The following is a 23854-nucleotide window of genomic DNA, read 5'->3' on the forward strand; positions in this document are numbered from 1 at the left end:
CATGTTTTTTATGAATTGATTTTTCATCTACAAAAAATCTGTTCATTTTTTCTATCCTATGATTGCATATTTTAAAGGAGAAATTCCATTCTTCAGGTATTTATGGTTTTTCATTATCGGTATTTCTTTGGCTATCGGTTTAGCTATACAACCTCATGCCTTTTGGTGTATTTTATGGATAAGTAATATACTTGTGTTAATGGTATACTTACTTATAACCAAGTACTTGAAGCTTTACCAATATAATTATATACCTGCATGTTTAATTGCGCTACAGTTTATTTTTACAGGTATTATCCTTTGCAACTCGTCTAAAGAAATTTATCAAAAGCATCATTTTTCTAAACATCAGGCTTATCATCATTTAGTTATAATTACCGAGCAACCCAAACTTAAAGGAGATATTGCAAGGTTTACAGTTAGTGTAAAACATAATGTGGTCAATCAAAAGCTTTTAAAAACATCAGGCAACCTGTTGTTAGCCATGCGTTATGATACTACTAAAAAATTCCCTTACAGGTATGGAGATTTACTACTCATAAAATCAAAAATTAAAGATACAGAACCTGCTTATAATCCTGCCGAGTTTAATTATAAAAGGTTTTTAGCGTATAAACAAATCTATCATCAAAGCTTTATAAACCTTAAAGAAACGGTTAAACTAGCATCAGAAAAAGGGAATCCTATCATCAGTTTTGCTTTAAAATTTAGGGAAAAACAAGTAGAAAAGTTTAAAAAATATTTGGCTTATGAAGATTCTAAAGCAGTTGCTTCTACCTTAATTTTGGGCTACCGGGCAGATTTAGATCCTCAAATTCTTCAAGCTTATTCCAATACAGGTACTTTGCATATTTTGTCTGTTTCGGGCATGCATGTGGCTATTGTGGTCTTACTGTTAAACCTTCTTTTTAAACCTTTAGAGAAACTGCGTTATGGAAAAATAGTTAAGCTTATGCTGATGCTGGGTTTAATATGGTTTTATGCTTTGATAACAGGTCTTGCTCCTTCTATTTTAAGAGCCGCTTTAATGCTTTCGCTGATATTGATTGCTAAATATCAAAGTATTAAAACCAATATTTTTAATGTTATAGGCGTAGCAGCATTCGTTATTTTAATCATCAATCCGTTTAATTTGATGGATGTTGGTTTCCAGTTATCTTTTTTAGCAGTGATGGCTTTAGTATACCTACAACCTATTATTTACCATTGGTACCAGCCACAAAACAAAATTTTAGATTGGATGTGGCAATGTGCCAGTGTATCTATAGCCGCACAAATAGCCACCACCCCTATAAGTTTATATTATTTTCATCAATTTCCCCTTTATTTTATCATAAGTAACTTATACATGGCTATACCCGCCATTATTATCATGTACGGTGGCATAGGATTTTTGCTTATAGCGCCCATTTCAGATGTGCTAGCGAATATCCTAGGTGCATTTCTAAATCAAGCCATTTATCTCACCAATAAGTTTTTGATTTTGATAGAACAAATTCCTTATGCCAATATCACTCAGGTTTGGCTTTATCAATCTGAAATCATCCTAATGTATATCATTTTACTGCTCCTTTTGATAAAGTTTTTACATCCTATTTTAAAGCTAAAAATCATAAGCTCGTTAACAGTACTTCTAATAGGTATACATAGCTATCATACTTTACAGCACATACAGCAAGAAAAAATAGTATTCTTTACCCTACGTAAAAATACAGCTGTTGCCCTGTTAAAAGGAAGAACAGCTACTTTATTTACCGATTTAAATCCTGATGAATACACTTATAAATTTTCTGTTAAACCTTACTTAGATAGTTGCAGAATTACTAAACTATCTATCATCAATACCCAAACCCATAAAGATTATAATAACGTAATAAAAATTAAGCGTAAAAGCTTAAAAATAATACGATATCTGGATGATGACCAAACCAAGTATGATTGGCTACTTTTAAGTGGAGATAAAATTTTTGATTTGCCACACTTAGCAAAACTTTATGAAACAAAAAGCTTTATTATTGATGGTAAAAACAAAGATTATAAAATAGAAAATATGGTAGAACAAGCTCAAAAAAATGGAATTTACACCCATGTTTTAAAAAGAAAACCAGCATTAGAAATAAACCTATAATTTTTTTAGTCTAAATACACTTATTTTAAAGCTAAGTGTATGGGTGATAAAATAAAATCATTACTTTCATAGTATAAAAATAAATTTATGATAAAAAAGATAACATTCGGTCTTATCGCATTCATCTGCCTAGGATCTTTAGCTACACAAGCGCAAAAAAAAGTTACTGAAGGCTATATCAGCTATGCGGCAGAATATGATTTGCCACCAGACCAACAAATGGCTGCTGCTATGCTTCCAAAAGAATATAAAATTTACTACAAAGAGAATCTAAGTAAATTTGTAATGGATTTAGGGATGATGACCAACCAAATGACCTCGGACAGTAAAACCAATACGGGTTTAATGTTAATGGACATTCCAATGGCTAAACAAAAAATTGCGGTAAAATTTACAGAGGCAGATTATGAAAAACAAAAAGAAATGATGCCAGATTACGAGTTTACCAAAACCACAGAAAGTAAAGCAATATCAGGATACAACGCCATTAAGTACAACGCTAAAGACAAGGAAAGCGGTAATGAAATAGAAATTTGGACAACCAAAGATTTAGAAATACCTAGCAATAGCTTTACCCAAGCTTTTAAAGACAAAATAGAAGGTACTCCTTTGGTTTTTGTTACCAACATGAATGGGATGAAAGTAAAATTAAGCTTTAAAGAATTAAAAGCAGAAAGCGTAACAGGCTTAAATCTTACAATTCCAGAAGGTTATACTCAAATGACTATGGAAGAGTTGATGAGCATGTCTGGAAGATAATTTTCTTAAAATTTCACAAAAGGCTTTTAGGCTAAATGTAAGTTATTTAACTTGCAGCATGCTTAAAAGCCTTTCTTTTTTTATCAGGTATTTCCTTTTCTGGATAGTTTTTTTTCTGGTTAATCGTGTGGTATTCTTCGGTTGGAATATAGAACGATTAGATGATGTTTCTAACGATAAAATTTTCTTAGCCTTCCTATACGGTATGCAAATGGATGCATCGATGGCTGGTTATTTATCAGTTATACCATTTGTGCTATTTATCATCAGCTGGTTAATTCCTAAAATACCTTTACAAGGAAAAGTTATCCTCAACTATACTTTTGTTTTTACTTTTCTAACTGCTGTTATTACTGCTATTGATTTTAACATTTATACCGAGTGGGGAACAAAAATTAATGCCAGAGCTATAGATTTCTTATTTGAATCTCCATCTGAAGCGATGGCTTCTGCGGCTTCTTCTCCTCTTTTTAGTAGTTTATTTATCGTTTTTGCGCTAAGTATGTTTGGGTTTTATCTCAGCAATAAAATCATTTTTAAGCAAAATCCAGATTTAGATAAATCTTATTTCCTAGTAAAATTCCCTATAGCTTTATTGATTTTAGGTTTAACATTTTTAGCAATCAGAGGTGGTTGGGGAATAGCACCTATGAACCCAAGTAAAGTATATTTTAGCGATAAGCCTATCTTAAACCATGCAGCCATTAATACCGATTGGCTTTTACTTTCTAATTACATTAAAAAAGCAGATAAAAAAAATCCATATCAATACTTAGAGCAAACGAAACAAGATGCTATTTTAAAAGAACTTTATCCAAAAACCAACTCTACAAATACATTACCTATATTAAGTGTAAAAAAACCAAATGTTGTTTTAATTATTCTGGAAAGCTTTACTGCTGATGTTGTACAAGAACTAGGTGGAGAAGAACAAATTACTCCAGGCTTTAGTGCTTTAGCAAAAGAAGGCTTATTATTTAGCAATATTTATGCATCTGGTGATAGAACAGACAAAGGTTTGATAGCCATTTTAAGTGGTTTTCCTTCGCAAGCTATTAGAAGTATTATTAAAGAAAATGATAAACAAGAAAAGCTTCCATCATTAATTAAATCTTTTAGACAGGCAGGCTATAACACATCATTTTTTTATGGTGGTGATACAGAATTTTCAAATTTTAAATCCTACTTAATCAGTAGCCAAATTCATACATTAAAAGATGCTTCTGATTTTAATAGTGAGGATTTAACGTCTAAATGGGGTGCTTATGATGAAATTACCTTCAAAAAACAACTTCAGTTTTTAAATCATGAAAATCAACCATTCTTCTCTACCCTTTTAACTTTAAGTAACCATGAACCTTTTGAACTCCCTAAAGAAGGCGCTTTTGGTAAGCAGAGCATAGAAAATAAATTTAGAAGCACTAGCCATTATACCGCAGAGTGCTTATTGAATTTTGTTGAAGAAGCTAAAAAAGAAGCTTGGTACAATAATACGCTGTTTGTTGTTGTAGCAGATCACGGTCATCGTTTACCAAAAAATATTTACGAAAGCTATATGACAGAAAGATATCATATCCCTTTATTGGTTTTTGGCGGCGCATTACAAACTGTATACAAAGGTAAAGTAGTTGATAAAATTGGCAACCAAACCGATATTGCGGTAACTTTACTTGGGCAGCTAAACTTACACACACAAGCTTATAAATACAGTAATAACCTACTTAACACAGCTACCAAAGGTTTTTCTTTTTACAACTGGGATAATGGATTTGGTATAGTAGAAGATAATCAAGCTATTTCTTATGATCCAATTAGTCAAACAATTATTTATCAAAAACCTAAAACGATAAATCCAAAAAAACAGGAAGAACTCTTATTAAAAGCCAAAGCGATGATGCAAAGCGTTTATCAGGATTATTTGGATTATTGATGGGAAATTTAATTAATATTTACAATTATCTTTACATTATATATGTGTTTCTATAAAAACACCCACATAACAAGTTTTATCGTTTTCACAACTTTCATATGAATAGATATAAAAAAACATTATTAACAATTGTAACTATTGCTTTTTCATTAACAGTTCTTCAAGCCCAAACAATTAACAAAGAACTTGCTATAACTTCTTTAGGAATTGGAAATAGTATGATAGATGCAAAGCAAGCCGCATTGCATAGTGCCACTAAACAAATAGTTGATACTTTTATTCCCTCTAAAAAAGAAATACTTAATGATCAGGCTATAAATCAAATGGCTTCTTTATCTAGTGGTATTATTAAATCGTTCGAAATTCTAGATGAGGAGCAATTTCCTAATGGAAGTTGGGGTGTTATCTTAAAAGCTATAATTTCTTTAGATAAACTCTCTAGCTTTATAAAAGCGAAAGATATTGCGATTGATGTGCATGGCAGTATGTTCGCACTAAACATAAAGAAGCAATTATTGAGTGAGCAAGCAGAAATTAGTGCGTTAAAAAAACTGGTAGAATTACTTCATGAAACCATGCAAATTTCCTTTGACTACAAAATTAAAAATGGTAATCCAAACTCATTAGATGCCGAAAGTAAGAACTGGGAAATACCATTAGAGGTGACTGCAACTTGCAATAAAAATATTGATTTTTGTGCCAACTATTTTAAGAAAGCACTTTCAGTATTATCTCTTAATACATCCGAAGTTGAGAATTATAAATCCTATAATAAGCAAATATTCCCTATTAAAATAATTTACAAAGATCAGCCATCTGTTTTTTATATGCAGAAACAATCATCTATCACCGTGGTAAAATCTTTAATTTCTAATTGGGAATCTTATACTCGTCAATTTGTAGTGCTATCAGGTATTGATGAGTCATACGGAAATGGAATGGGAAAAATTTTTAATTTTTCTGGTTCAAAACAAGATTACGATAACGAAAGTAGTTCCACTATAATAATTAATTTCCCAACAACAGGTCAAATAGCTGCCACATATTCTTGGAGTGATAAAAGAACACTCAGTCAAATTGAGCGAATGACCGAATATTCTGTAAAACCAAGAGGTATTATGTCAAATTTCAAAATCGGTATACCTCTAAAGAATAATCCACCGCTTCTTAAAAATGAATCCGAAGAAATCTTCACTAACGTTGAACAACTCCCTAGATTCCCAGGCGGCGATGTCTCTTTTGGTAATTTCTTGAAAAAAAATATAATTTACCCTGAAGTTGCTCACAAAAACAACATACAAGGAAGAGTAATTGTAAACTTTGTTGTGGAAAAAGACGGTTCATTAACAGATATTAAAATACTAAGAGGTTTAGAAGGTGGTTTGAGTGAAGAAGCAATTAGAGTGTTAAAACTATCACCTAACTGGGAACCAGGAATTCAAAATGGACGCCCGGTAAGAGTCTCATTTACAATTCCAATCTTGTTTCAAAGAAGTGAGTAAAATAGACTAATTACATAAATTATCTCTTTATAAAATTTATAGAAATCAAATTTATTACATATATCTAAACAAAAAAGCCTGCTAGAACATCTAACAGGCTTTGTTATATTTTGAGAATATGATTATTCTGCGTCTTCTGCTTTATCAGCTTTTTTTGCTGGTGCTTTTTTAGCAGCAACTTTTTTCTCTGCTTTAGGCTCTTCTGCGGCAGCTTCAACAGCTACTTCTGCTTTAGGTGCAGCAGCCTTTTTTGCTGGTTTATCTTCTACAACTGGTGCAGCAACCTCAAAAGGAACTACAGAAACATAAGATTTGTTGTCTGCTTTCTTTCTGAAAACTACTTTACCATCAATTAAAGCAAACAAAGTATGGTCTTTACCCATTCCTACGTTTTTCTCAGGATGGTGTTTAGTACCACGTTGACGAACGATGATATTTCCTGCAATAGCAGCTTGTCCGCCAAAAATTTTAATACCTAAACGCTTACTTTGTGATTCTCTACCGTTGTTAGAGCTACCGGCTCCTTTCTTATGTGCCATGGTTTTATATCTTTTTTGCTAAACGATGTTTAACGTTTTGTTACCTAATTAATTATATCGTAATGCTATCAATCTGGATTTTAGTGAAGAACTGACGGTGTCCGTTTTTCTTTTTGTATCCTTTTCTTCTTTTCTTGTGGAAAACGATTACTTTATCACCTTTTAAATGAGACACGATTTTAGCAGAAACTTTTGCTCCTTTTACTGCAGGTGTACCTACGGTAAATTTACCTTCGTTTTCAACTAATAACACATTGTCAAATTCAATACTAGCGCCTTCATCACCTTGTAATCTGTGTACAAAAAGATGCTGGTCTTTAGCAACTTTGAATTGCTGTCCTGCTATATTTACTATTGCGTACATGGTTAAATAATTTATTTTGTTTTAAAAATGAGGTGCAAATATACGGATATAATTATTTAATACAAGCTATAAAACAATTAATTTTTCCTGTTATTTTGCCTTACTTTCTCGGTCTTGAGCATCCAAAATAGCTTGATCTACAGTTTTAGCCAATTGTAAAGCAGCATCTCTTAATTTTGTATTCTCATTATACTCGGCATCAATCTCCATAAACTTTTTCTTACGCTGGTATTCATACTCCAAATAATAACGAGGCGCTTTACCAGTTTTATCGCCTATCATTTGCTCTGGCCAATCCCAAAAACCTAGTTCAGCAGCTTTTCTGTGTAAGAAAAGTAAATCATCTTTATTTAAACGAACCTTCGTTTTTATTAATGAATCGTTTACATCAACATATTGAAAATCTTGAGTTTTAGAGTTAAAAGTCTTCTCGTAATTTCCTCCTAAACCTGCTTTTAAAGTGATAGAAGTAAACTCTGAATATTTATAAGGCGCATTACTAATCATTTTACTGTAGTAAAAAACACAGTATAAAAGAAAGGGCACTACAATACTTAATGCTAAGAATATTTTTTTTGATTTGTTACTCATATCGTGGTTATCTCTTCGTTATTTGCATTTTCATCAAACTCGCCTTCCCATTTCGCTATCACTACGGTAGCTAAGCAGTTTCCTATCACGTTAACCGATGTACGGGCCATATCCATCAGTTCATCTATACCTAAAATGATAAATATTGGCCAAACAGGCATCCCAAAAGAAGCTGCTGTACCTAATAATATCACCAAAGAAGCCCTTGGTACACCTGCAACGCCTTTACTGGTTAGCATTAAAGTAAAAACGATGACCAGCTGCTGTCCAAAACTAAACTCCATCCCGGCGGCTTGCGCCACAAATATAGCTGCTAAAGATAAATAAAGCGTAGTTCCATCCAGATTAAAACTATAACCCGTAGGCATTACAAAGGCAACAATTTTACGTGGTACACCAATACGTTCCATGGCTTCCATAGCCCTTGGTAAAGCCGCTTCTGAACTTGTAGTAGCAAAGGCAATAGAAACAGGCTCGGCAATAGCTTTTAAAAACTTTTTAATAGGAACACCTACTATTAGCGCTATTGGTAATAAAACTCCTAATAAGAAAACAATTAAGGCAACATACAAAGTAGCTAGTAATTGGAATAAATTCACCAAAATACCTAAGCCCATGTGACCAACGGTATAAGCTATGGCTGCACCAACCCCTATTGGAGCGAAATACATTACTAAATTGGTGAATTTAAACATCACTTCTGATAAGCTTTCTGTAAACTTTAACATAGGCTGACGTTTATCTTCCCTTACCATCGCTAAGGCAATACCAAACAGAATACTAAATACTACAATTTGCAATACCTGACCTTCTGCTACAGACTTGGCAACGTTTTCTGGGAAAATATGCAAGATAATATCTGAAGTAGTTTGAGCCTCTACTTTAGGGAGCTCTTCTGCAACACCTGGAGGATTCCCAATGCCCACACCTGCTTTGGAAATATTGATAGCTGCTAAACCTAAAAATAGCGCAATGGTGGTAACAACCTCAAAATAAACCAAAGATTTCCAACCCATCCTGCCCACTTGTTTTAAATCTGAGTGACCAGCAATACCGAAAACTAGTGTGGCAAATAATAAAGGCGCTACAATGGTTTTAATCATTTTCAAGAACACCTTACTTAAAACCTGTAATTCCATCCCGATATGAGGAAAATCATTTCCAATCTCGGCCCCTACTACCATAGATATTAATATCCATGATGTTAAAGATTTTTTCCTCAAACCATATAAAAACAAACCTGTAATGGCCAACCACCTAAAGCCAATAAGAATTTGGCTGTCTATAGTTGCTATTTGATAATGATTTAATAAAGTGAGAAGTGCCGCTACAAAAATACTGATGAGCGTAAATAAAGTACTTGCTTTAAATTTCATGCATTGCTTGTTGGGAATTCAACAAAAGTAACTATTTTGGCTTACAGCACAAAAGCATATCCTGATGGAAGCCCCAAAATTAAATCTGATAAGAAAAGAGCTACAAGAATTACCTAAAGAGGTTTTAGCAGAATATTGTTTGAGATTAGCAAAGTACAAGACAGAGAATAAAGAATTATTAAATTTTCTACTCTTTTTTGGAGAGCGAGCAGATGACTATGTTGAAGATGTAAAAAAGTTGTTAGACGAAGATTTCAAGAAACTCCCCTATTCTGATTATACCTGTACTAAGGTTTTAAGAAAAACCATCAGAATCATGAATAAGCATATTAAATTTATAGGTGTTAAAGTTTTCGAGCTTGACATTAGCATACATTTTTGTCAACTATTTTTAAATGCTGGTATATGCCATACCACTCATAAACCGCTTATCGGATTACTACACAGACAATTAAAAAGAATTTATAAGCTTATTCCTAAGCTAGATGAAGATTTACAGTTTGATTATCAACAAGAGTTTGATGCTTTAATTGCAGAAGTTAAAACTCAGCGTAGCTACTTTAGCATGCAAGACATCCAATAAGGCTTTGTAAAATTTAGCTCATAAAGCAGGCTAAATTTTAGGGTACTATTTATATTATAGATATTTATGCTTCATGAAAGTATCTCCAAAAACTTTAAAGTGGGCACTCAGATTTTACCCACCCTTATTCTTTCAAAGGATTTGGGTACAAAAGTTTAGTAGCGATTTTAAATCGGTAGAGGTAAAAATCTTAAAAAGCATTTTTAACACCAACTACAATAAAACCATTTTTGGAGGAACTATTTTTAGCGCTTCAGACCCTTTTTACGCTTTACTTTTCGATCAGATTTTCAGAAAAAAAGGCTATAAAACCAGGGTTTGGCTTAAAAGTGCACACATACAATATTTAAAACCTGGCAATACCCATTTGTATTTTAAGATTTCTATCTCTGATGAAGATATTGCAGAGGCAGAACATCAGCTTAAAACAGTAGGTAAATTTGTAAAAGCATTACCTATATCTATTACCAATAAAAAAGGAGAAGTTTGTGCGGTAGTAAGTAATGAGGTTTACGTTAGAAATTTATATCAGGGAGAACATCACACAATAGCTTATTAAATGGGAATCATAAAAACGTTTATGAATGATGATGCCTTCATAAAAAAAGGTTTCAGCATTTCTACAGATAAATCTTTGTTAGATTTTGAGGTGATATACAATTTCCTGAGCCAAGAATCTTATTGGGCAAAAGGCATCAGCAAAGAACGTTTAGCAAAAGCGATACAGCATTCTATCTGTTACGGACTTTATCATGAGCAAAAACAAATAGGTTTTGCTCGTTTAATTACTGATGAAAGTACCTTTGCTTATGTAGCCGATGTATTTGTGTTACCAGCTTATAGAAAGCAAGGTTTATCCAAATGGCTGGTACAAAATATTTTAAATCATGATGACTTTAATGGAATAAAACGCTGGCTTTTGGCAACTTTAGATGCGCATGGTTTATATCAACAATTTGGTTTTGAACCTTTAAAATCGGCAGATAGATTTTTAGAGATTTTAACTCCTTATCAAAACAACTAATATGCTGAGGCCCTACCATATTAAGCAACTGATTTTTGAAGGCGAAGGTGTAGCTTTGGATTTTAAAAGAACGATTACTTCCTGCGAAAAAATCGCCAAAACAATGGTTTCTTTTGCCAATAACAAAGGTGGTAAGCTACTTATTGGCGTTGCAGATGATGGAACCATTAAAGGCGTTAAGGCAGAAGATGAAGAAAAGTACATGATTGAAAAGGCCTGTACTTTTTATTCAAAACCCATGCTAGAACCCATTTTTGAGGAAGTTTACGTTGATGATAAATTGGTTCTGGTAGTTTCTATCGCCTCAAGCGATACCAAGCCACATTATGCACTTGGCGAAGACCAAAAATGGTGGGTTTATATTAGGGTTAAAGATAAAAGCGTATTAGCGAGTAAAATTGTTGTAGACGTTTTACGTAAACAACAAGATGAGGAAGGTGTTATGATTGCTTACTCTTCTAAAGAAAAAGCACTTTTAGAGTATTTAGAACAAAACGAGCGTATCACCCTAAAAGAATATGCCCAAATGCTTAATATCTCTAGAAGAAGAGCATCAAGAATTATGGTAAATCTTATTCTATCTGGCGTTATTAGGGTGCATACTACAGAAAAAGAAGAATTTTATACGGCCTCTTAAGAGGTTTACATCATGAAAAGAATTTATTATAAATACAAACCACATTATAAAGAGAATTTAACGCTGGCTATTCCAGTTGTTATTTCTCAGCTGGGCCATACTTTAGTACATACCGCAGATAGTATTATTGTAGGGCAATTTGCTGGCACTATACCCCTAGCTGCCGTTTCATTGGTGAATAGCATATTCATGATTATTATGGTATTAGGTATAGGAATTTCTTATGGCTTAACACCTTTAGTAGCTCAAGAAAATGGTAAAAACAACTTTGAAGAATGTGGCAAGCTCTTAAGTAACAGCTTAATCATCAATATCTTTACTGGCATAGCCTTGTTTTGTTTCATATACTTTGGTTCGGTATTGTTTATTGATCATTTAGACCAGTCTCCAGAGGTTGTTTATCACGCCAAGCCCTATCTTAATTTGCTGGGTTTATCGGTTATTCCGTTAATGATTTTTTTAACATTTAAGCAGTTTGCTGAGGGATTAGGTTTTACCAAACAAGCTATGATGATTTCTATCTGGGGAAATGTCATCAATATTATTTTAGGGATTATCTTCGTGAAAGGCTTATTTGGCATTAGTCCAATGGGCGTTAAAGGTGTTGGCTACAGCACACTTATAGATAGAAGTATTATGGCCATTGTCATGGTGATTTATGTGTTTAAGTCGGTTCATTTTAGAAAATACCTGAAAAACTTTGTTTGGAATTTCATCGATAAAATAAGACTGAAAAGAATATTTAAACAAGGCGCACCAACAGCCATGCAATATACTTTTGAGGTGAGTGCTTTTAGCGGAGCAGCCATTTTAATAGGGACTATTGGCGCTGTAGAACAAGCGGCACACCAAGTTGCTATTAATTTAGCTGCAACAACTTATATGATGGCAAGCGGAATATCGGCTGCAGCCACCATTAAAACCGGTAATAATTTTGGCAAGAACGATTTCTATTATCTACGCCTATCAGCAATAAGTAGTTACCATATTGTTTTGATTTTTATGACGATAACCGCAGCCCTGTTTATGGGGCTTAACAATATTTTACCTGCTTTTTATTCTAAAGATACCGCTGTTATAGAAATTGCTGCAGGTTTATTATTAATAGCTGCTATTTTCCAATTATTTGATGGCGCACAGGTAGTTGGCTTAGGTATTTTAAGAGGTATGGGCGATGTAAATTTACCTACCCTTATTACTTTTATGGCCTATTGGGTGTTTGGCTTACCAGTAGGTTATTACTTAGGTATAACGCTAGATTTTGGCGTAAGTGGTATTTGGATAGGTCTTACTTTGGGCTTATTAGTGGCCAGTATTCTATTGTTTTTACGTTTTCAAAAGCTTTCTAAAAAATTAATTTAAAATGAACCGAGACAAATTTCTGTTAGATAACAGACCTGCTATTGCTATTGAAAACCCTGAAAGCATTATAGAAGATTTAAGCAGATTCCAAAACTTCACCTTGAGAGCCGTTTTAAAACTCCAAAACGATGTTTTAGCTCGTATTTGTGTAGATTTCTTACAGAAAAACTATAAGAATTTTTCACAGCAGCAAAGCTTAGATAAAGTTAAGCTTTTGCAGCAAGCTTTAAAGTCAAACATCCAATTAAAAACATTGTTATTTGGTGTGATTGCAGGATTTCTAACATCAGAGGAGTTAGATTTTTATTTACAAAACACATCAGAAATTAATAAAAGATTAAGCGCCTTTATTTTCAAAAGAGTTTCAGAACAATTATAATATGCAGTTTAAAACGCCTCTCCAACAATTTAGAGCTATAGCCATTTTAGAAGGATGGTCTTATATTTTACTAGGCTTTACCATGATTTTAAAATACCAGTTTGCTATGCCACAACCCAATTATGTAGTAGGTATGGCACATGGTGTACTTTTTATGCTTTATATCCTTCTTTTATTAAGAGTTAGCTATATCTTAAAATGGAAACTTTGGCAAATGACCTTAGCTTTTCTTGTCTCCTTAGTACCTTTTGGTACCTTCTATGCCGAGAAAAAATGGTTTTCTAAGTGGTAAATCACTTAATCAAAAAACCAATATTTACTTACTCTCGTTTTTCAAACTGATCATGAGCAAATCTTAATCATTAAAAAAATGCAACATCAAATTCAAAAAATTCAAGAAGAAATAGAGCCTTTAAGACAAGAAATCATCAATCATAAGGTTTATCATCTCATTAAAGATTTAGATGATTTAAAGCTATTCATGCAATACCATGTTTATGCCGTATGGGATTTTATGTCGCTTTTAAAAACACTACAAAATAACCTTACATGCGTTACAACACCTTGGTTTCCGGTTGGCGATGCTGATACTCGTTTTCTTATTAATGAAATTGTAGTGGGCGAAGAATCAGATGTTGATATGAATGGCGTTCGTAAAAGCCATTTTGAAATTTACTTAGATGCCATGCAACAATGCGGTGCCGATGTAAACCAAATCAATACTTTTATTAATGCTCTTAAAAGTGGCAAAAATTTAAACCAAGCTTTTGATGTAGCAAATACTCCTGAAGCAGCTAAAGCTTTTGTAAATTTCACTTTTGAAACTATTGCTAGCCAGAAAAGTCATTTACAATCAGCTATTTTCACCTTTGGCCGTGAAGATTTAATACCGGGAATGTTTATGTCTATCATTAACGACATCAACAAACAATTCCCAGATAATATCTCTATTTTTAAGTATTATTTAGAGCGTCATATAGAAGTTGATGGCGATCACCATAGCCATTTAGCCTTACAAATGACAGCTAATTTGTGTGGAGATAACGAACTGTATTGGCAAGAAGCTAAAGCAGCAACTATCGCATCATTACAAAAACGTATACAACTTTGGGATGGTGTTTATCACGAACTTTTGGCTAAAAAACAAGTATTAACTGCTTAAATATTTTGATAAAGGAAAGTGTAGAGCTTCTTATTTTTAAGCCCTCTGCTCTTTCCTTTTTATCTTATACAAAACTCTTTTCGCTCTAGAAATTAAAGCCGGAGAAGAAGATGTTAAAAAATCCTGCAAAACAACTTTCAACTCTTCTAAAGTCCAATCATGCTTATCAGAAAGGGCATAAATAATATCTAAACAATTACATTTTACAGCAACAGGTATTTTTGGGTTTATCAACCAATCAAAAGATGGCTCTAACAAATTGCTTAAATCTTGCGTACTTAAATGGTAAAAATCACACCAATGCGGATGTACCAATCGCATTCCTATTTTAGAAAAATGCCTTTGTACACTAGCGTTATCCGTAGTTTTATAAAGTGCTAGAAAATGGTAAACTTGTGGCTTAAAAACATCAGGAGCAGTAATTTCTGCATACTCTAATAACCAAGCGGCTCTAAAAGCTATTTGTTTATCTTGATGGAAACACAATGCTAAAACATCATCTATCAAGATAAAACCATTTTTAACCTGTAAGGCTAAATCAATAGTTTTTTCTTTATGATAATGATGCTTTAAAAAGTTGGTTAATTGTTCTTTATCCATCAATTAATATAAAAGCCAGCCTTATTTATCATAGATAAACCTTACCTTTGCGCAAAATAAGGATTTTTACATGATTACTGTTTCTAATTTATCATTACGTTTTGGAAAACGCACACTTTTTGAAGATGTTAACCTCAAGTTTACACATGGCAATTGCTACGGTGTAATTGGTGCTAACGGAGCTGGAAAGTCGACTTTTATGAAAATACTAGCTGGCGAAGTTGATCCAACCAGCGGTTCTGTAAGTTTCACTCCGGGCGAACGTATGGCCGTTTTAAATCAAAATCATTATGCTTTTGATGATTTTTCGGTAATAGAAACCGTACTGCAAGGACATAAAGAGCTGTACGATATCATGAAAGAAAAAGACGCCATTTATATGAAGGAAGATTTTTCTGATGCTGATGGTGTAAGAGCCGGAGAGTTAGAAAACCTTTTTGCAGAAATGAATGGTTGGAATGCAGAAAATGACGCTGCTACCCTATTGAGTAACTTAGGTATTACTGAAGATAAACACTACAAGCTATTAAAGGAGCTTGATGGTAACGAGAAAGTAAGGGTTTTACTAGCCCAAGCTTTATTTGGTAACCCAGATATTTTGATTCTGGATGAGCCAACCAACGATTTGGATATTGAAACCATTGCTTGGTTAGAAGATTTCTTAGCTGATTATCAGAATATTGTATTGGTTGTTTCTCACGATAGACACTTCTTAGATACGGTTTGTACACACATTGTGGATATAGATTTTGGTAAGATGAATATCTTTACAGGTAACTACTCTTTCTGGTACGAGTCTTCTCAGTTGGCTTTAAAACAACGTTCAGACCAGAACAAGAAAATGGAAGATAAAGTGAAGGAGTTACAAGAATTTATCAGACGTTTCTCTGCCAATGCTTCAAAATCTAAACAAGCTACCAGCCGTAAAAAAGCATTAGAAAAAATTAATATTGATGAAATTAAACCATCAAGCAGAAAGTATCCTGGCATTATGTTTAACCAGATGCAAAGAGAGCTTGGCGACCAAGTTTTACAAGTAGAAAATCTCACTAAAGTTGTTAATGGCGAGGTTTTATTTAAAGATGTTAGCTTCTCGGTAAATAAAGGAGATAAAATTGCTATTCTTTCTCAGAACTCTTTGGCTACCAATGCTTTTTATGATATCATTTCTGGTAACGATAAAGACTTTAAAGGTGAATTTAAATGGGGTGTTACCGTAGTTCCTGCTTATTTACCTAATGATAACCACGGATTTTTTGATGGTAAAACAGAAAATCTTATCGACTGGTTAAGAGAGTATTCTTTAGCTGATAAAGACGAAACTTTTGTGCGAGGTTTCTTAGGTAGAATGTTGTTTTCTGGTGAAGAAGTTTTGAAAAAATGTAGCGTATTATCTGGAGGAGAAAAAATGCGTTGTATGTTTTCTAAAATGATGTTAGAAGGTGCCAATGTTTTGATGATGGACGAACCAACTAACCACTTAGACTTAGAATCTATCACCGCATTAAACAACGGTATGGTTGATTTTAAAGGTGTTATCTTATTTACCTCTCGAGATCATGAGTTAACCCAAACCGTAGCTAACAGAATTGTTGAGATAACGCCAAAAGGTAGTCTTGATAAATTGATGAGCTACGATGAATACATCAGCAATGAAACCATAAAAGAACAAAAAGAAGCACTTTATAAATAGGCTTCAATTTTGATATTGATAAACCCGATTGCTAGAAATAACAATCGGGTTTTATTTTTTTAAGGAGGATTAAAATATTAATTTTAAAACATGAAAAGAGTAAGCTATCAAGAACTTTATCAGGAATTTGTTAGGGTATTAAAAAAACTTGGTTTTAAAGATGATAAGGCACAAGCCTGCGCTAAAATTTTCACCAATAACAGTTTAGATGGTGTTTATTCTCATGGTTTAAACAGGTTTGAAGTTTTTGCAGACTATGTAAAACAAGGTTTAGTAAATGTTGATGCTGAGCCTATGCAAATAGCCAAACATGGTTTATTAGAACAATGGGATGGTAATTTTGGACCAGGGATGCTAAACGCTAGTTTTTGTATGCAAAGAGCAATTGATGTTGCTAAAGAAAATGGTTTAGCTTGTATAGCATTAAAAAACACCAACCACTGGATGCGTGGCGGCACTTACGGCTGGCAAGCGGCAGAAGCTGGTTGTATCAGCATCAGTTTTACCAATACCATTGCTATTATGCCTCCTTGGGGTGCAAAAAAACCAACGATTGGTAATAATCCGCTTATTATTGCTGTACCACACCCAAAGGGACATATTGTCTTAGACATGGCGATGTCGCAATTCTCTTATGGTAAGCTACAAGAATACAAACTTAAAGGACAAGAACTACCCTATTTTGGCGGTTATGATACTGATGGCGAGCTAACTAAAAATCCATCAGCAATATATAAAACCAGAAGAACTTTACCTGTTGGTATGTGGAAAGGCTCTGGATTAAGTATCATGCTTGATTTGTTGGTAAGCATTTTAAGCGGAGGCTCTTCTACTGCTAAGATTACGGAAAGCGAGAAAGAAACAGGCATTTCACAAGTTTATATGTGTATAGATACCAAGCTATTTCCAAACAGCCAAAATATTATCGATGAAATTGTAGCTTACACCAAATCAGCAGAAACCGTTGAAAGGCAAGAAATCTATTATCCTGGGGAAAGGACACTTCAAATCAGAAAAGAAAACACCGAGAAAGGTATCCCAGTTGATGAACAAATGTGGAATAAATTATTGAATGCTTAATCTAAAATAAAGTTACCTTAAAAAATTCATCAAACAGCGTGATTTAAATGAGTGATTTTTTAACCCATTATTTTTAAAAGCAAGAAGAAATGATGGCTATATTTCTAAATCAAAAATAAAGGTCGTTTAAAAAACGACCTTTATTAGTAGCGGGAGCCACTCTTATTAAACCAATTTTAAATTACGCAAAATGAGATAACATTTTTTGCATAAGGAAATCCAAAATTATAAGAATCAAAAACGGCTTGCAACCTGCTGTGTCCTGCTCCAATGATTAAATCATCATGCAATAAAATTTTAAAAGGCACTCATATCTAATAAACTATAATTTCACCAAAAAATTAATCTTTTCCTTAAAACAAAATCCATAATCATGATATTTGCTTATCATGGGATATCATAGTTTAAGAGACTGCGTAAACGATTTAGAACGTAACGGACATTTAGTAAGGATTAAAGAAGAAATAGACCCCTATTTAGAAGCCGCGGCTATTCATCATCGTGTTTACGAACAACAAGGACCAGCACTATATTTCGAAAATATTAAAGGAAGTAAATTTCCTGCCGTATCTAACCTTTTTGGAACGCTAGAGCGCAGTAAGTTTATGTTTAGAGATACCCTTGAAAAGCTTAAAATATTAGTGGATTTAAAAGGAGACCCTATGAGAGCTTTAAAAGCACCTTTTAAATACTTGGATGTTTCTTTAACAGCACTTTCTGCCTTACCCATGAAAACCAGTAAAAATAGTCCTATCAATTATGGTAGAGCTAAAATTTCTGACATCCCTCCAATTGTAAATTGGCCAATGGATGGCGGTCCTTTTGTGACTATGCCACAAGTATATACAGAAGATATTACCAAACCAGGTATTATGAATGCTAATTTGGGAATGTATCGTATACAATTAAGTGGAAACGAATACATCACCGATAAGGAAATTGGCTTACATTACCAATTACACCGAGGCATCGGGGTACATCAAACTAAAGCAAACGCCTTAGGTAAACCTTTAAAAGTGAGTATTTTTGTTGGCGGACCACCGGCACATCCTTTAGCTGCTGTAATGCCTTTACCAGAAGGTTTATCTGAAATGACTTTTGCCGGTGCTTTAGGAAATCGTAGGTTCAGGTATTTTTATGATGAAGAAGGTTTTTGTATTTCTGCTGATGCAGACTTTGTGATTACTGGAACCGTTTATCCTCAAGAAAACAAACCTGAAGGACCATTTGGAGACCATTTAGGCTATTATAGCTTAACGCATCCTTTCCCTTTAATGAAAGTGCATCAGGTTTATCATAGAAAAGATGCCATCTGGAGCTTTACTGTTGTAGGAAGACCGCCACAAGAAGACACCAGTTTTGGTGCGCTTATTCATGAAATTACCGGAGCAGCTATTCCGCAAGAAGTACCCGGTTTACATGCAGTAAACGCGGTAGATGCTGCAGGGGTTCATCCTTTACTTTTTGCTTTAGGAAGCGAGCGCTATACACCCTATTTGAAAGAGCGTAAACCTCAGGAAATATTAACTATAGCCAATCATATTTTAGGTAAAAACCAACTCAGCTTAGCTAAATATTTATTTATATGTGCTAAGGAAGATAATCCGGATTTAGATATTCATGATATTCCTGCCTTTATACAGCATGTTTTAGAAAGGATAGATTTTACCCGCGATTTACATTTTTATACCAAAACCACTATTGACACCCTTGATTATAGCGGAACAGACATTAATGCAGGATCTAAGGTAGCTATTGCCATTGCTGGGGAAGTAAAACGTAAATTATGGAAAGAAATTCCGGCAAATTTTAGCATCCCAAATCTATACTCGGGATTTAAGATGGTAATGCCAGGTGTAGTAGCCATACAAGCACCAACTTTTACGGCTTATAATAAAGCTGAGGAAGAAACTCAAATTTTAAACGACTACTTAAAAACACAGGACCTCAATGGTTTAGGACTTATAATTTTATGTGATGATGCTGAGTTTACTGCTAAAACACCTCACAATTTTGTTTGGGTAAGTTTTACCAGAAGCAATCCTTCGCATGATATTTATGGTATCAATAGCTTTGTAGAGCATAAACATTGGGGATGTCATGGTCCTATCGTTATTGATGCAAGAATAAAACCTCATCATGCTCCTCCACTCGTTCAAAATCCTGAGGTGGAAAAGAAAATTAACAGGTTATGGGATAAAGGAGGAAGTTTATATAAAATTGGCTGATTAAGTTTTAAAGGCTCAAGTTTAGAGCTTCATAAATGCTCTTTTAGCTATTTATAACTATTATTCAAAAATAAGTGTTCCAAAAAACTGTGGTTGATGAAAATCTGGTTCACTTGTTTGTATAAGTGTCCACGAAAGATAATCAGGTTTTGGTAAATCATCGCCACATTTATAAAAATTGGCTTTCGCCGATAATCCCTTTAAAGTTTTTAAATGGGAAAACATAAAAACATTAATCGGGACTACAACCAATATCTCCCAATTAAATTCATTTAACATCTTATCATGTTGAAGTGTAATATGCGTTTTTATAGATTTTAATATTTGTTCTGATAACAATTCCCTATTAGCTCTACCAGCTCCGTAACCTACTTTTACACTACCTAAACAATTAAACTCTAGGTTATAGTAATTTTTATCATCTAAAAAAGATATAAAACATTCTACACAATTATCTAGATGAACATGAGTATTTTTATTTAACCTTATTAAAAACAGCTTCAATATTTACTGATGCACCGTTATTTTTCTTACTCTCATCTGCGGCCTCAATAAAAGCGCAAATTTCTAATGTTTCTTTTGGATTTACCGGTGCCTTACCAGTTTCAAAAAATCTAACAATCTTTTGTAATAGAGGATTATAACCTTTAAAATTATTAAGCTCAACAATATCATTCTCTCCAAAAACAGTGATGCCATAATCTTTTTTACCCGATCTTAAACCTCTGAAAGTTCCGATTCTGTTACCTTCCCAAAGCCCAACAACTAAATCGGTATCTGTGGTATGTACTCTGGATACCGATTTACAGCCTGTTCCCATAATAGTAAAGAGCATTTCTACACCATGTATACCATACCAAAAGAAATCAGGATGCGTAGGTTCTAAAGGAGAAGGACTATAAGTTTGAGCACCTAATACTTTACCAAATTTTCCATTTCTGGCCTCTTCTAAACCATCCATATACCTTAATGATGAGGATGAAAATATTGGAGTTTTATATTTTTCTGAAGCCTTAAAAATAGCCATAGCATCTGCTAGAGAAGCAGCAATAGGCTTATCAATAAACATACGTTTACCAGCCTTTAAAACAGGTAAAGCTTGTTCTAAATGTCTTCTACCATCATTGGTTTCTAGCAAAACAACATCAACTTTCTTTAATAATTCATCAATAGATGAAACAATTTCTACACCTAGTTTTTTAACCTCTTCTATATAACCAGGTACACGTTCTATGCTACTTTTAATATCTAAACTACCTTGAGGGTACGCAGCTACTACTTTATAACCTAAATAAACACCTGCTGTGTCTGCTGCATTTAATGTTTTTGTAAAGGCTACAGCATGTGAGGTATCTAAACCTATGATACCTACCCTTTTACCTTTCTGTAAAGGAGCTTTAGCCATCACAGGATTTAATACTCCTGATAAACCTATGCTAGTACCTGCTACGGCTGCCATTTCAATAAATTTTCTTCTGTTATATTGGTGTTTCATATCCCTATATTTTAAATTTATAGCTAATAATTTCGTAAATTAATTATAAAGCTCCTTAATATGTTAATAATTTTTAAAAATTAAAGCATAAGAAGTATAATAAATTACGGATACAACCCCAAGCAGAAAAACTACCTGCTAACAGCAGCCGAAGCAGAGCTTTTAAACAACGGTAAAATGGCTGATAAAAGAGAAATATTAGCTAAAAACTTTGATATACACACTGATAACATCCTGATAAAAGAAAATAAAACAACCCAAGTTAAAAGAACTGTAGTAATGGGCTCTTTTGCAAGGTATGGTGCTACCTCTAAAGGCTGGACAGGTTTTGCTGATATTAGTGAACTGTTTAAATAAAGAAACACTTTAACCTCAGCTATGTAAATTGGTTAACTCATTTCTTACAAAATAATTTACTCATTATTATCTGTATAAATTTAAAACCTACATAAATATAAGTATATGGATTACTTTACATCCTACTGACGTCTCACATCCCACTCATCAAAAAATAAAAAATTATCTTTGTAGCCATAAATCAAAAGATATGAGTAAACACGGAAGAATATTAGTGGCGATGAGTGGTGGTGTGGATAGTTCTGTTGCTGCAGTAATGCTGCATGAACAAGGATATGAGGTGATTGGCTTAACCATGAAAACCTGGGATTATGCTTCTTCTGGTGCCAATTCTAAAGAAACTGGCTGTTGCAGTTTAGATTCTATTAATGATGCAAGATCTTTAGCCGTAGGATATGGTTTTCCGCATTACATTTTAGATATCAGAAACGAGTTTGGAGATTTTGTAATTGATAATTTTGTAGATGAATATCTGGCTGGCCGTACACCTAACCCTTGCGTACTTTGTAACACACATATCAAATGGGAAGCTTTATTAAAAAGAGCTGATAAACTAGATTGCGAATTCATAGCAACAGGCCACTATGCTAATATTCGTCTTCAAGAGAATGGAAGATATGTAATTTCTAAAGGGAAAGATGAAAATAAAGATCAATCTTACGTATTATGGGGTGTTTCTCAAGAAAATTTAGCTCGTACTAAATTCCCGCTAGGTTCTTTTACCAAAGCAGAAATTAGACAAATGGCCTTAGATATGGGCCAAGAAGAATTGGCTAAGAAAGGCGAAAGCTATGAGATTTGCTTCGTTCCTGACAATGATTACAGAGCATTTTTAAAACACCGTGTACCAGAACTGGAACAAGAAGTAGATGGTGGCGATTTTGTTTTAACAGATGGCACCAAAGTAGGCAAACATAAAGGCTATCCTTTTTACACCATTGGGCAAAGAAAAGGTTTGGGCCTTGCTTTTGGTAAACCTATGTACGTTACCCAAATTCTACCAGAAAGTAATACCGTTGTTTTGGGCGAGGAAGAAGAACTACAAAAAACAGAAGCCAGCGTAAGAAATTTAAATTTAGTTAAATATGCGGCTATCCCAGAGCCTTTAGAAGCTATTACGAAGATCAGATATAAAGATGCTGGCACTTTTAGCCATATCCACCAAGAGGGTAATATCATGAAAGTAAACTTCCATCATGCTGTTTCTGGTATTGCACCGGGGCAATCAGCAGTTTTTTATGAAGGTAATGATTTACTAGGAGGTGGTTTTTTAATGTAATTCTATTAAATTAGTTGCATGAAAAAATTAGGTCAGGTAATTTTAACATTTTTGGTGATACTTTCTTTAAGTTGTACCAAAGAAAAAAATGCTGTTCCTAAATCTTTTCAATACGAATATTATCCGTTAGCAAAATCTAAAGTTTGGGTTTATGATGTAGATTCTACCCATTATAATAACTTTAACAACTCGGTAACCAACTTTCAGTTTCAAATTAAAGATTCTATTGCCGATTTTTTTATCGGTCTTAGCGGGGATACTATTTTTAGATTAGAACGCTATAAAAAAGAAAACAATAGCAACACTTGGGTTTTTCAGAAAACCATAGCCAGAAGTAAAAGTATCAGAGCAGCAGAAGAAACCTTAGATAACCAAACTTTTGTGAGACTTATTTTTCCACCAGAATTTGGCGCACAATGGAATGGTAACAGCAGAAATAATATAGGCGAGCAAAGCTATACCATTACAGATTTTGAAGTAGCCAAAGAAGTAAACGGAACCAATTACCCTACAACGCTTTCAATAACTCAAATAGATGAAAACAACCTCATAGAAGAAGATTTTGCTATAGAGACTTATGCTAAAGACATCGGCTTAATTTATAAAGAAGTTAAGAAGATTGAGAAAGATATTTCCTCAGGAAGAATTTTAAACGGCTTTATATATTCTTTTAAATTGAGAGCCAACAATTAGCAAAAAATCTTGTTGCTTAAATAATTTAATACGTTTTTAATCCCTTTTTTTTGGGATAAAAAATATATTATCCTTTATTTGCGGTAAAATCAA

25 protein-coding genes and 1 pseudogene are annotated in these 23854 nt (G+C 33.6%); 18 read left to right on the forward strand and 8 right to left on the reverse strand.

Annotation, left to right across the window (positions count from 1 at the left end):
* The first annotated feature begins 58 nt into the window (after window positions 1–58).
* From B2745_RS15520 to B2745_RS15535, 4 genes are all read left to right on the forward strand, one after another.
* Window positions 59–2128: a ComEC/Rec2 family competence protein gene (locus B2745_RS15520; RefSeq protein ID WP_304068520.1), complete on the forward strand. Its 2070-nt coding sequence runs from the start codon at window positions 59–61 to the stop codon at window positions 2126–2128.
* Between the two features lie 87 nt (window positions 2129–2215).
* Window positions 2216–2887 carry a hypothetical protein gene (locus tag B2745_RS15525; RefSeq protein ID WP_026903114.1) on the forward strand — a complete coding sequence of 224 codons (672 nt, stop codon included), beginning with the start codon at window positions 2216–2218 and terminating at the stop codon, window positions 2885–2887.
* A 58-nt stretch (window positions 2888–2945) separates the two neighbouring features.
* Window positions 2946–4817 (forward strand): LTA synthase family protein, encoded by a 1872-nt coding sequence (locus B2745_RS15530; protein WP_304068523.1) that lies wholly within the window; start codon window positions 2946–2948, stop codon window positions 4815–4817.
* Window positions 4818–4915: 98 nt separating this feature from the next.
* Complete coding sequence (locus B2745_RS15535; protein ID WP_304068526.1) at window positions 4916–6319, forward strand: energy transducer TonB; 1404 nt, start codon at window positions 4916–4918, stop codon at window positions 6317–6319.
* Between the two features lie 122 nt (window positions 6320–6441).
* Here B2745_RS15535 and rpmA read toward each other — a convergent pair whose 3' ends face one another.
* The 4 genes from rpmA to B2745_RS15555 all read right to left on the reverse strand — a co-directional run bounded on the left by rpmA (window position 6442) and on the right by B2745_RS15555 (window position 9189).
* Window positions 6442–6858 carry a 50S ribosomal protein L27 gene (gene rpmA / locus B2745_RS15540; protein ID WP_304068528.1) on the reverse strand — a complete coding sequence of 139 codons (417 nt, stop codon included), beginning with the start codon at window positions 6856–6858 and terminating at the stop codon, window positions 6442–6444.
* 52 nt (window positions 6859–6910) lie between these two features.
* The gene (gene rplU, locus B2745_RS15545) at window positions 6911–7222 is read right to left on the reverse strand and encodes a 50S ribosomal protein L21 (protein ID WP_026903110.1); all 312 of its coding nucleotides are present in this window, start codon (window positions 7220–7222) and stop codon (window positions 6911–6913) included.
* A 90-nt stretch (window positions 7223–7312) separates the two neighbouring features.
* Window positions 7313–7813, reverse strand: coding sequence for a hypothetical protein (locus B2745_RS15550; RefSeq protein WP_304068531.1), 501 nt, complete (start codon window positions 7811–7813; stop codon window positions 7313–7315).
* Entirely contained in the window at window positions 7810–9189 is a 1380-nt protein-coding gene (locus tag B2745_RS15555; protein WP_304068534.1) for a dicarboxylate/amino acid:cation symporter, read from the reverse strand. Before B2745_RS15555 ends, B2745_RS15550 begins: the two co-directional genes overlap by 4 nt.
* Before the next feature lie 64 nt (window positions 9190–9253).
* On the opposite strand from B2745_RS15555, the gene B2745_RS15560 reads away from it, so the two are divergent.
* From B2745_RS15560 to B2745_RS15570, 3 genes and pseudogenes are all read left to right on the forward strand, one after another.
* Complete coding sequence (locus tag B2745_RS15560) at window positions 9254–9772, forward strand: hypothetical protein (RefSeq protein WP_304068537.1); 519 nt, start codon at window positions 9254–9256, stop codon at window positions 9770–9772.
* A 73-nt stretch (window positions 9773–9845) separates the two neighbouring features.
* Window positions 9846–10331, forward strand: coding sequence for a DUF4442 domain-containing protein (locus tag B2745_RS15565; protein ID WP_304068539.1), 486 nt, complete (start codon window positions 9846–9848; stop codon window positions 10329–10331).
* Between the two features lie 21 nt (window positions 10332–10352).
* Window positions 10353–10739 (forward strand): annotated as a pseudogene (locus tag B2745_RS15570) (GNAT family N-acetyltransferase); the annotation flags it as partial.
* On the opposite strand, the gene B2745_RS17020 reads toward B2745_RS15570, so the two are convergent.
* Window positions 10669–10815 (reverse strand): hypothetical protein, encoded by a 147-nt coding sequence (locus tag B2745_RS17020; protein WP_414691940.1) that lies wholly within the window; start codon window positions 10813–10815, stop codon window positions 10669–10671. The pseudogene B2745_RS15570 and the gene B2745_RS17020 sit on opposite strands and share 71 nt — an antisense overlap.
* Here B2745_RS17020 and B2745_RS15575 point away from each other — a divergent pair.
* From B2745_RS15575 to B2745_RS15595, 5 genes are all read left to right on the forward strand, one after another.
* A complete protein-coding gene (locus tag B2745_RS15575) occupies window positions 10798–11433 on the forward strand; it encodes an RNA-binding domain-containing protein (protein ID WP_304068544.1) in 636 nt (211 codons plus the stop codon). The genes B2745_RS17020 and B2745_RS15575 overlap by 18 nt on opposite strands.
* A gap of 12 nt (window positions 11434–11445) precedes the next feature.
* On the forward strand, window positions 11446–12795 hold the full coding sequence (locus B2745_RS15580) for an MATE family efflux transporter (protein ID WP_304068547.1): 1350 nt from the start codon (window positions 11446–11448) through the stop codon (window positions 12793–12795).
* 1 nt (window position 12796) lies between these two features.
* Entirely contained in the window at window positions 12797–13174 is a 378-nt protein-coding gene (locus B2745_RS15585) for a hypothetical protein (protein WP_304068549.1), read from the forward strand.
* Window position 13175: 1 nt separating this feature from the next.
* A complete protein-coding gene (locus tag B2745_RS15590; protein ID WP_304068552.1) occupies window positions 13176–13466 on the forward strand; it encodes a DUF3817 domain-containing protein in 291 nt (96 codons plus the stop codon).
* A 78-nt stretch (window positions 13467–13544) separates the two neighbouring features.
* The gene (locus B2745_RS15595) at window positions 13545–14336 is read left to right on the forward strand and encodes a DUF3050 domain-containing protein (protein WP_304068554.1); all 792 of its coding nucleotides are present in this window, start codon (window positions 13545–13547) and stop codon (window positions 14334–14336) included.
* A gap of 36 nt (window positions 14337–14372) precedes the next feature.
* Here B2745_RS15595 and B2745_RS15600 read toward each other — a convergent pair whose 3' ends face one another.
* Window positions 14373–14936 carry a hypothetical protein gene (locus tag B2745_RS15600; protein ID WP_304068556.1) on the reverse strand — a complete coding sequence of 188 codons (564 nt, stop codon included), beginning with the start codon at window positions 14934–14936 and terminating at the stop codon, window positions 14373–14375.
* A gap of 70 nt (window positions 14937–15006) precedes the next feature.
* Between B2745_RS15600 and B2745_RS15605 the strand changes: the two genes are divergently transcribed.
* From B2745_RS15605 to B2745_RS15615, 3 genes are all read left to right on the forward strand, one after another.
* The gene (locus B2745_RS15605; RefSeq protein ID WP_304068559.1) at window positions 15007–16629 is read left to right on the forward strand and encodes an ABC-F family ATP-binding cassette domain-containing protein; all 1623 of its coding nucleotides are present in this window, start codon (window positions 15007–15009) and stop codon (window positions 16627–16629) included.
* Window positions 16630–16719: 90 nt separating this feature from the next.
* Window positions 16720–17709, forward strand: a complete 990-nt coding sequence (gene yiaK, locus B2745_RS15610; RefSeq protein WP_304068562.1) for a 3-dehydro-L-gulonate 2-dehydrogenase — start codon at window positions 16720–16722, stop codon at window positions 17707–17709.
* A gap of 389 nt (window positions 17710–18098) precedes the next feature.
* Entirely contained in the window at window positions 18099–19937 is a 1839-nt protein-coding gene (locus B2745_RS15615) for a UbiD family decarboxylase (RefSeq protein WP_304068566.1), read from the forward strand.
* A gap of 60 nt (window positions 19938–19997) precedes the next feature.
* On the opposite strand, the gene B2745_RS15620 is transcribed toward B2745_RS15615, so the two are convergent.
* Together B2745_RS15620 and B2745_RS15625 are read right to left on the reverse strand one after the other, a co-directional pair.
* A complete protein-coding gene (locus B2745_RS15620) occupies window positions 19998–20441 on the reverse strand; it encodes a carbohydrate-binding family 9-like protein (protein WP_304068569.1) in 444 nt (147 codons plus the stop codon).
* Entirely contained in the window at window positions 20413–21432 is a 1020-nt protein-coding gene (locus tag B2745_RS15625) for a Gfo/Idh/MocA family protein (RefSeq protein WP_304068572.1), read from the reverse strand. Before B2745_RS15625 ends, B2745_RS15620 begins: the two co-directional genes overlap by 29 nt.
* 177 nt (window positions 21433–21609) lie before the next feature.
* Between B2745_RS15625 and B2745_RS15630 the strand changes: the two genes are divergently transcribed.
* The 3 genes from B2745_RS15630 to B2745_RS15640 all read left to right on the forward strand — a co-directional run bounded on the left by B2745_RS15630 (window position 21610) and on the right by B2745_RS15640 (window position 23761).
* Window positions 21610–21789 (forward strand): hypothetical protein, encoded by a 180-nt coding sequence (locus B2745_RS15630; RefSeq protein ID WP_304068573.1) that lies wholly within the window; start codon window positions 21610–21612, stop codon window positions 21787–21789.
* Window positions 21790–21979: 190 nt separating this feature from the next.
* Window positions 21980–23068, forward strand: a complete 1089-nt coding sequence (gene mnmA / locus B2745_RS15635) for a tRNA 2-thiouridine(34) synthase MnmA (RefSeq protein WP_304068577.1) — start codon at window positions 21980–21982, stop codon at window positions 23066–23068.
* Between the two features lie 18 nt (window positions 23069–23086).
* A complete protein-coding gene (locus B2745_RS15640; RefSeq protein WP_304068580.1) occupies window positions 23087–23761 on the forward strand; it encodes a hypothetical protein in 675 nt (224 codons plus the stop codon).
* Window positions 23762–23854: the final 93 nt, after the last annotated feature.

Source organism: Pedobacter glucosidilyticus (genome assembly GCF_002483235.1).
Lineage (GTDB): Bacteria > Bacteroidota > Bacteroidia > Sphingobacteriales > Sphingobacteriaceae > Pseudopedobacter > Pseudopedobacter glucosidilyticum_B.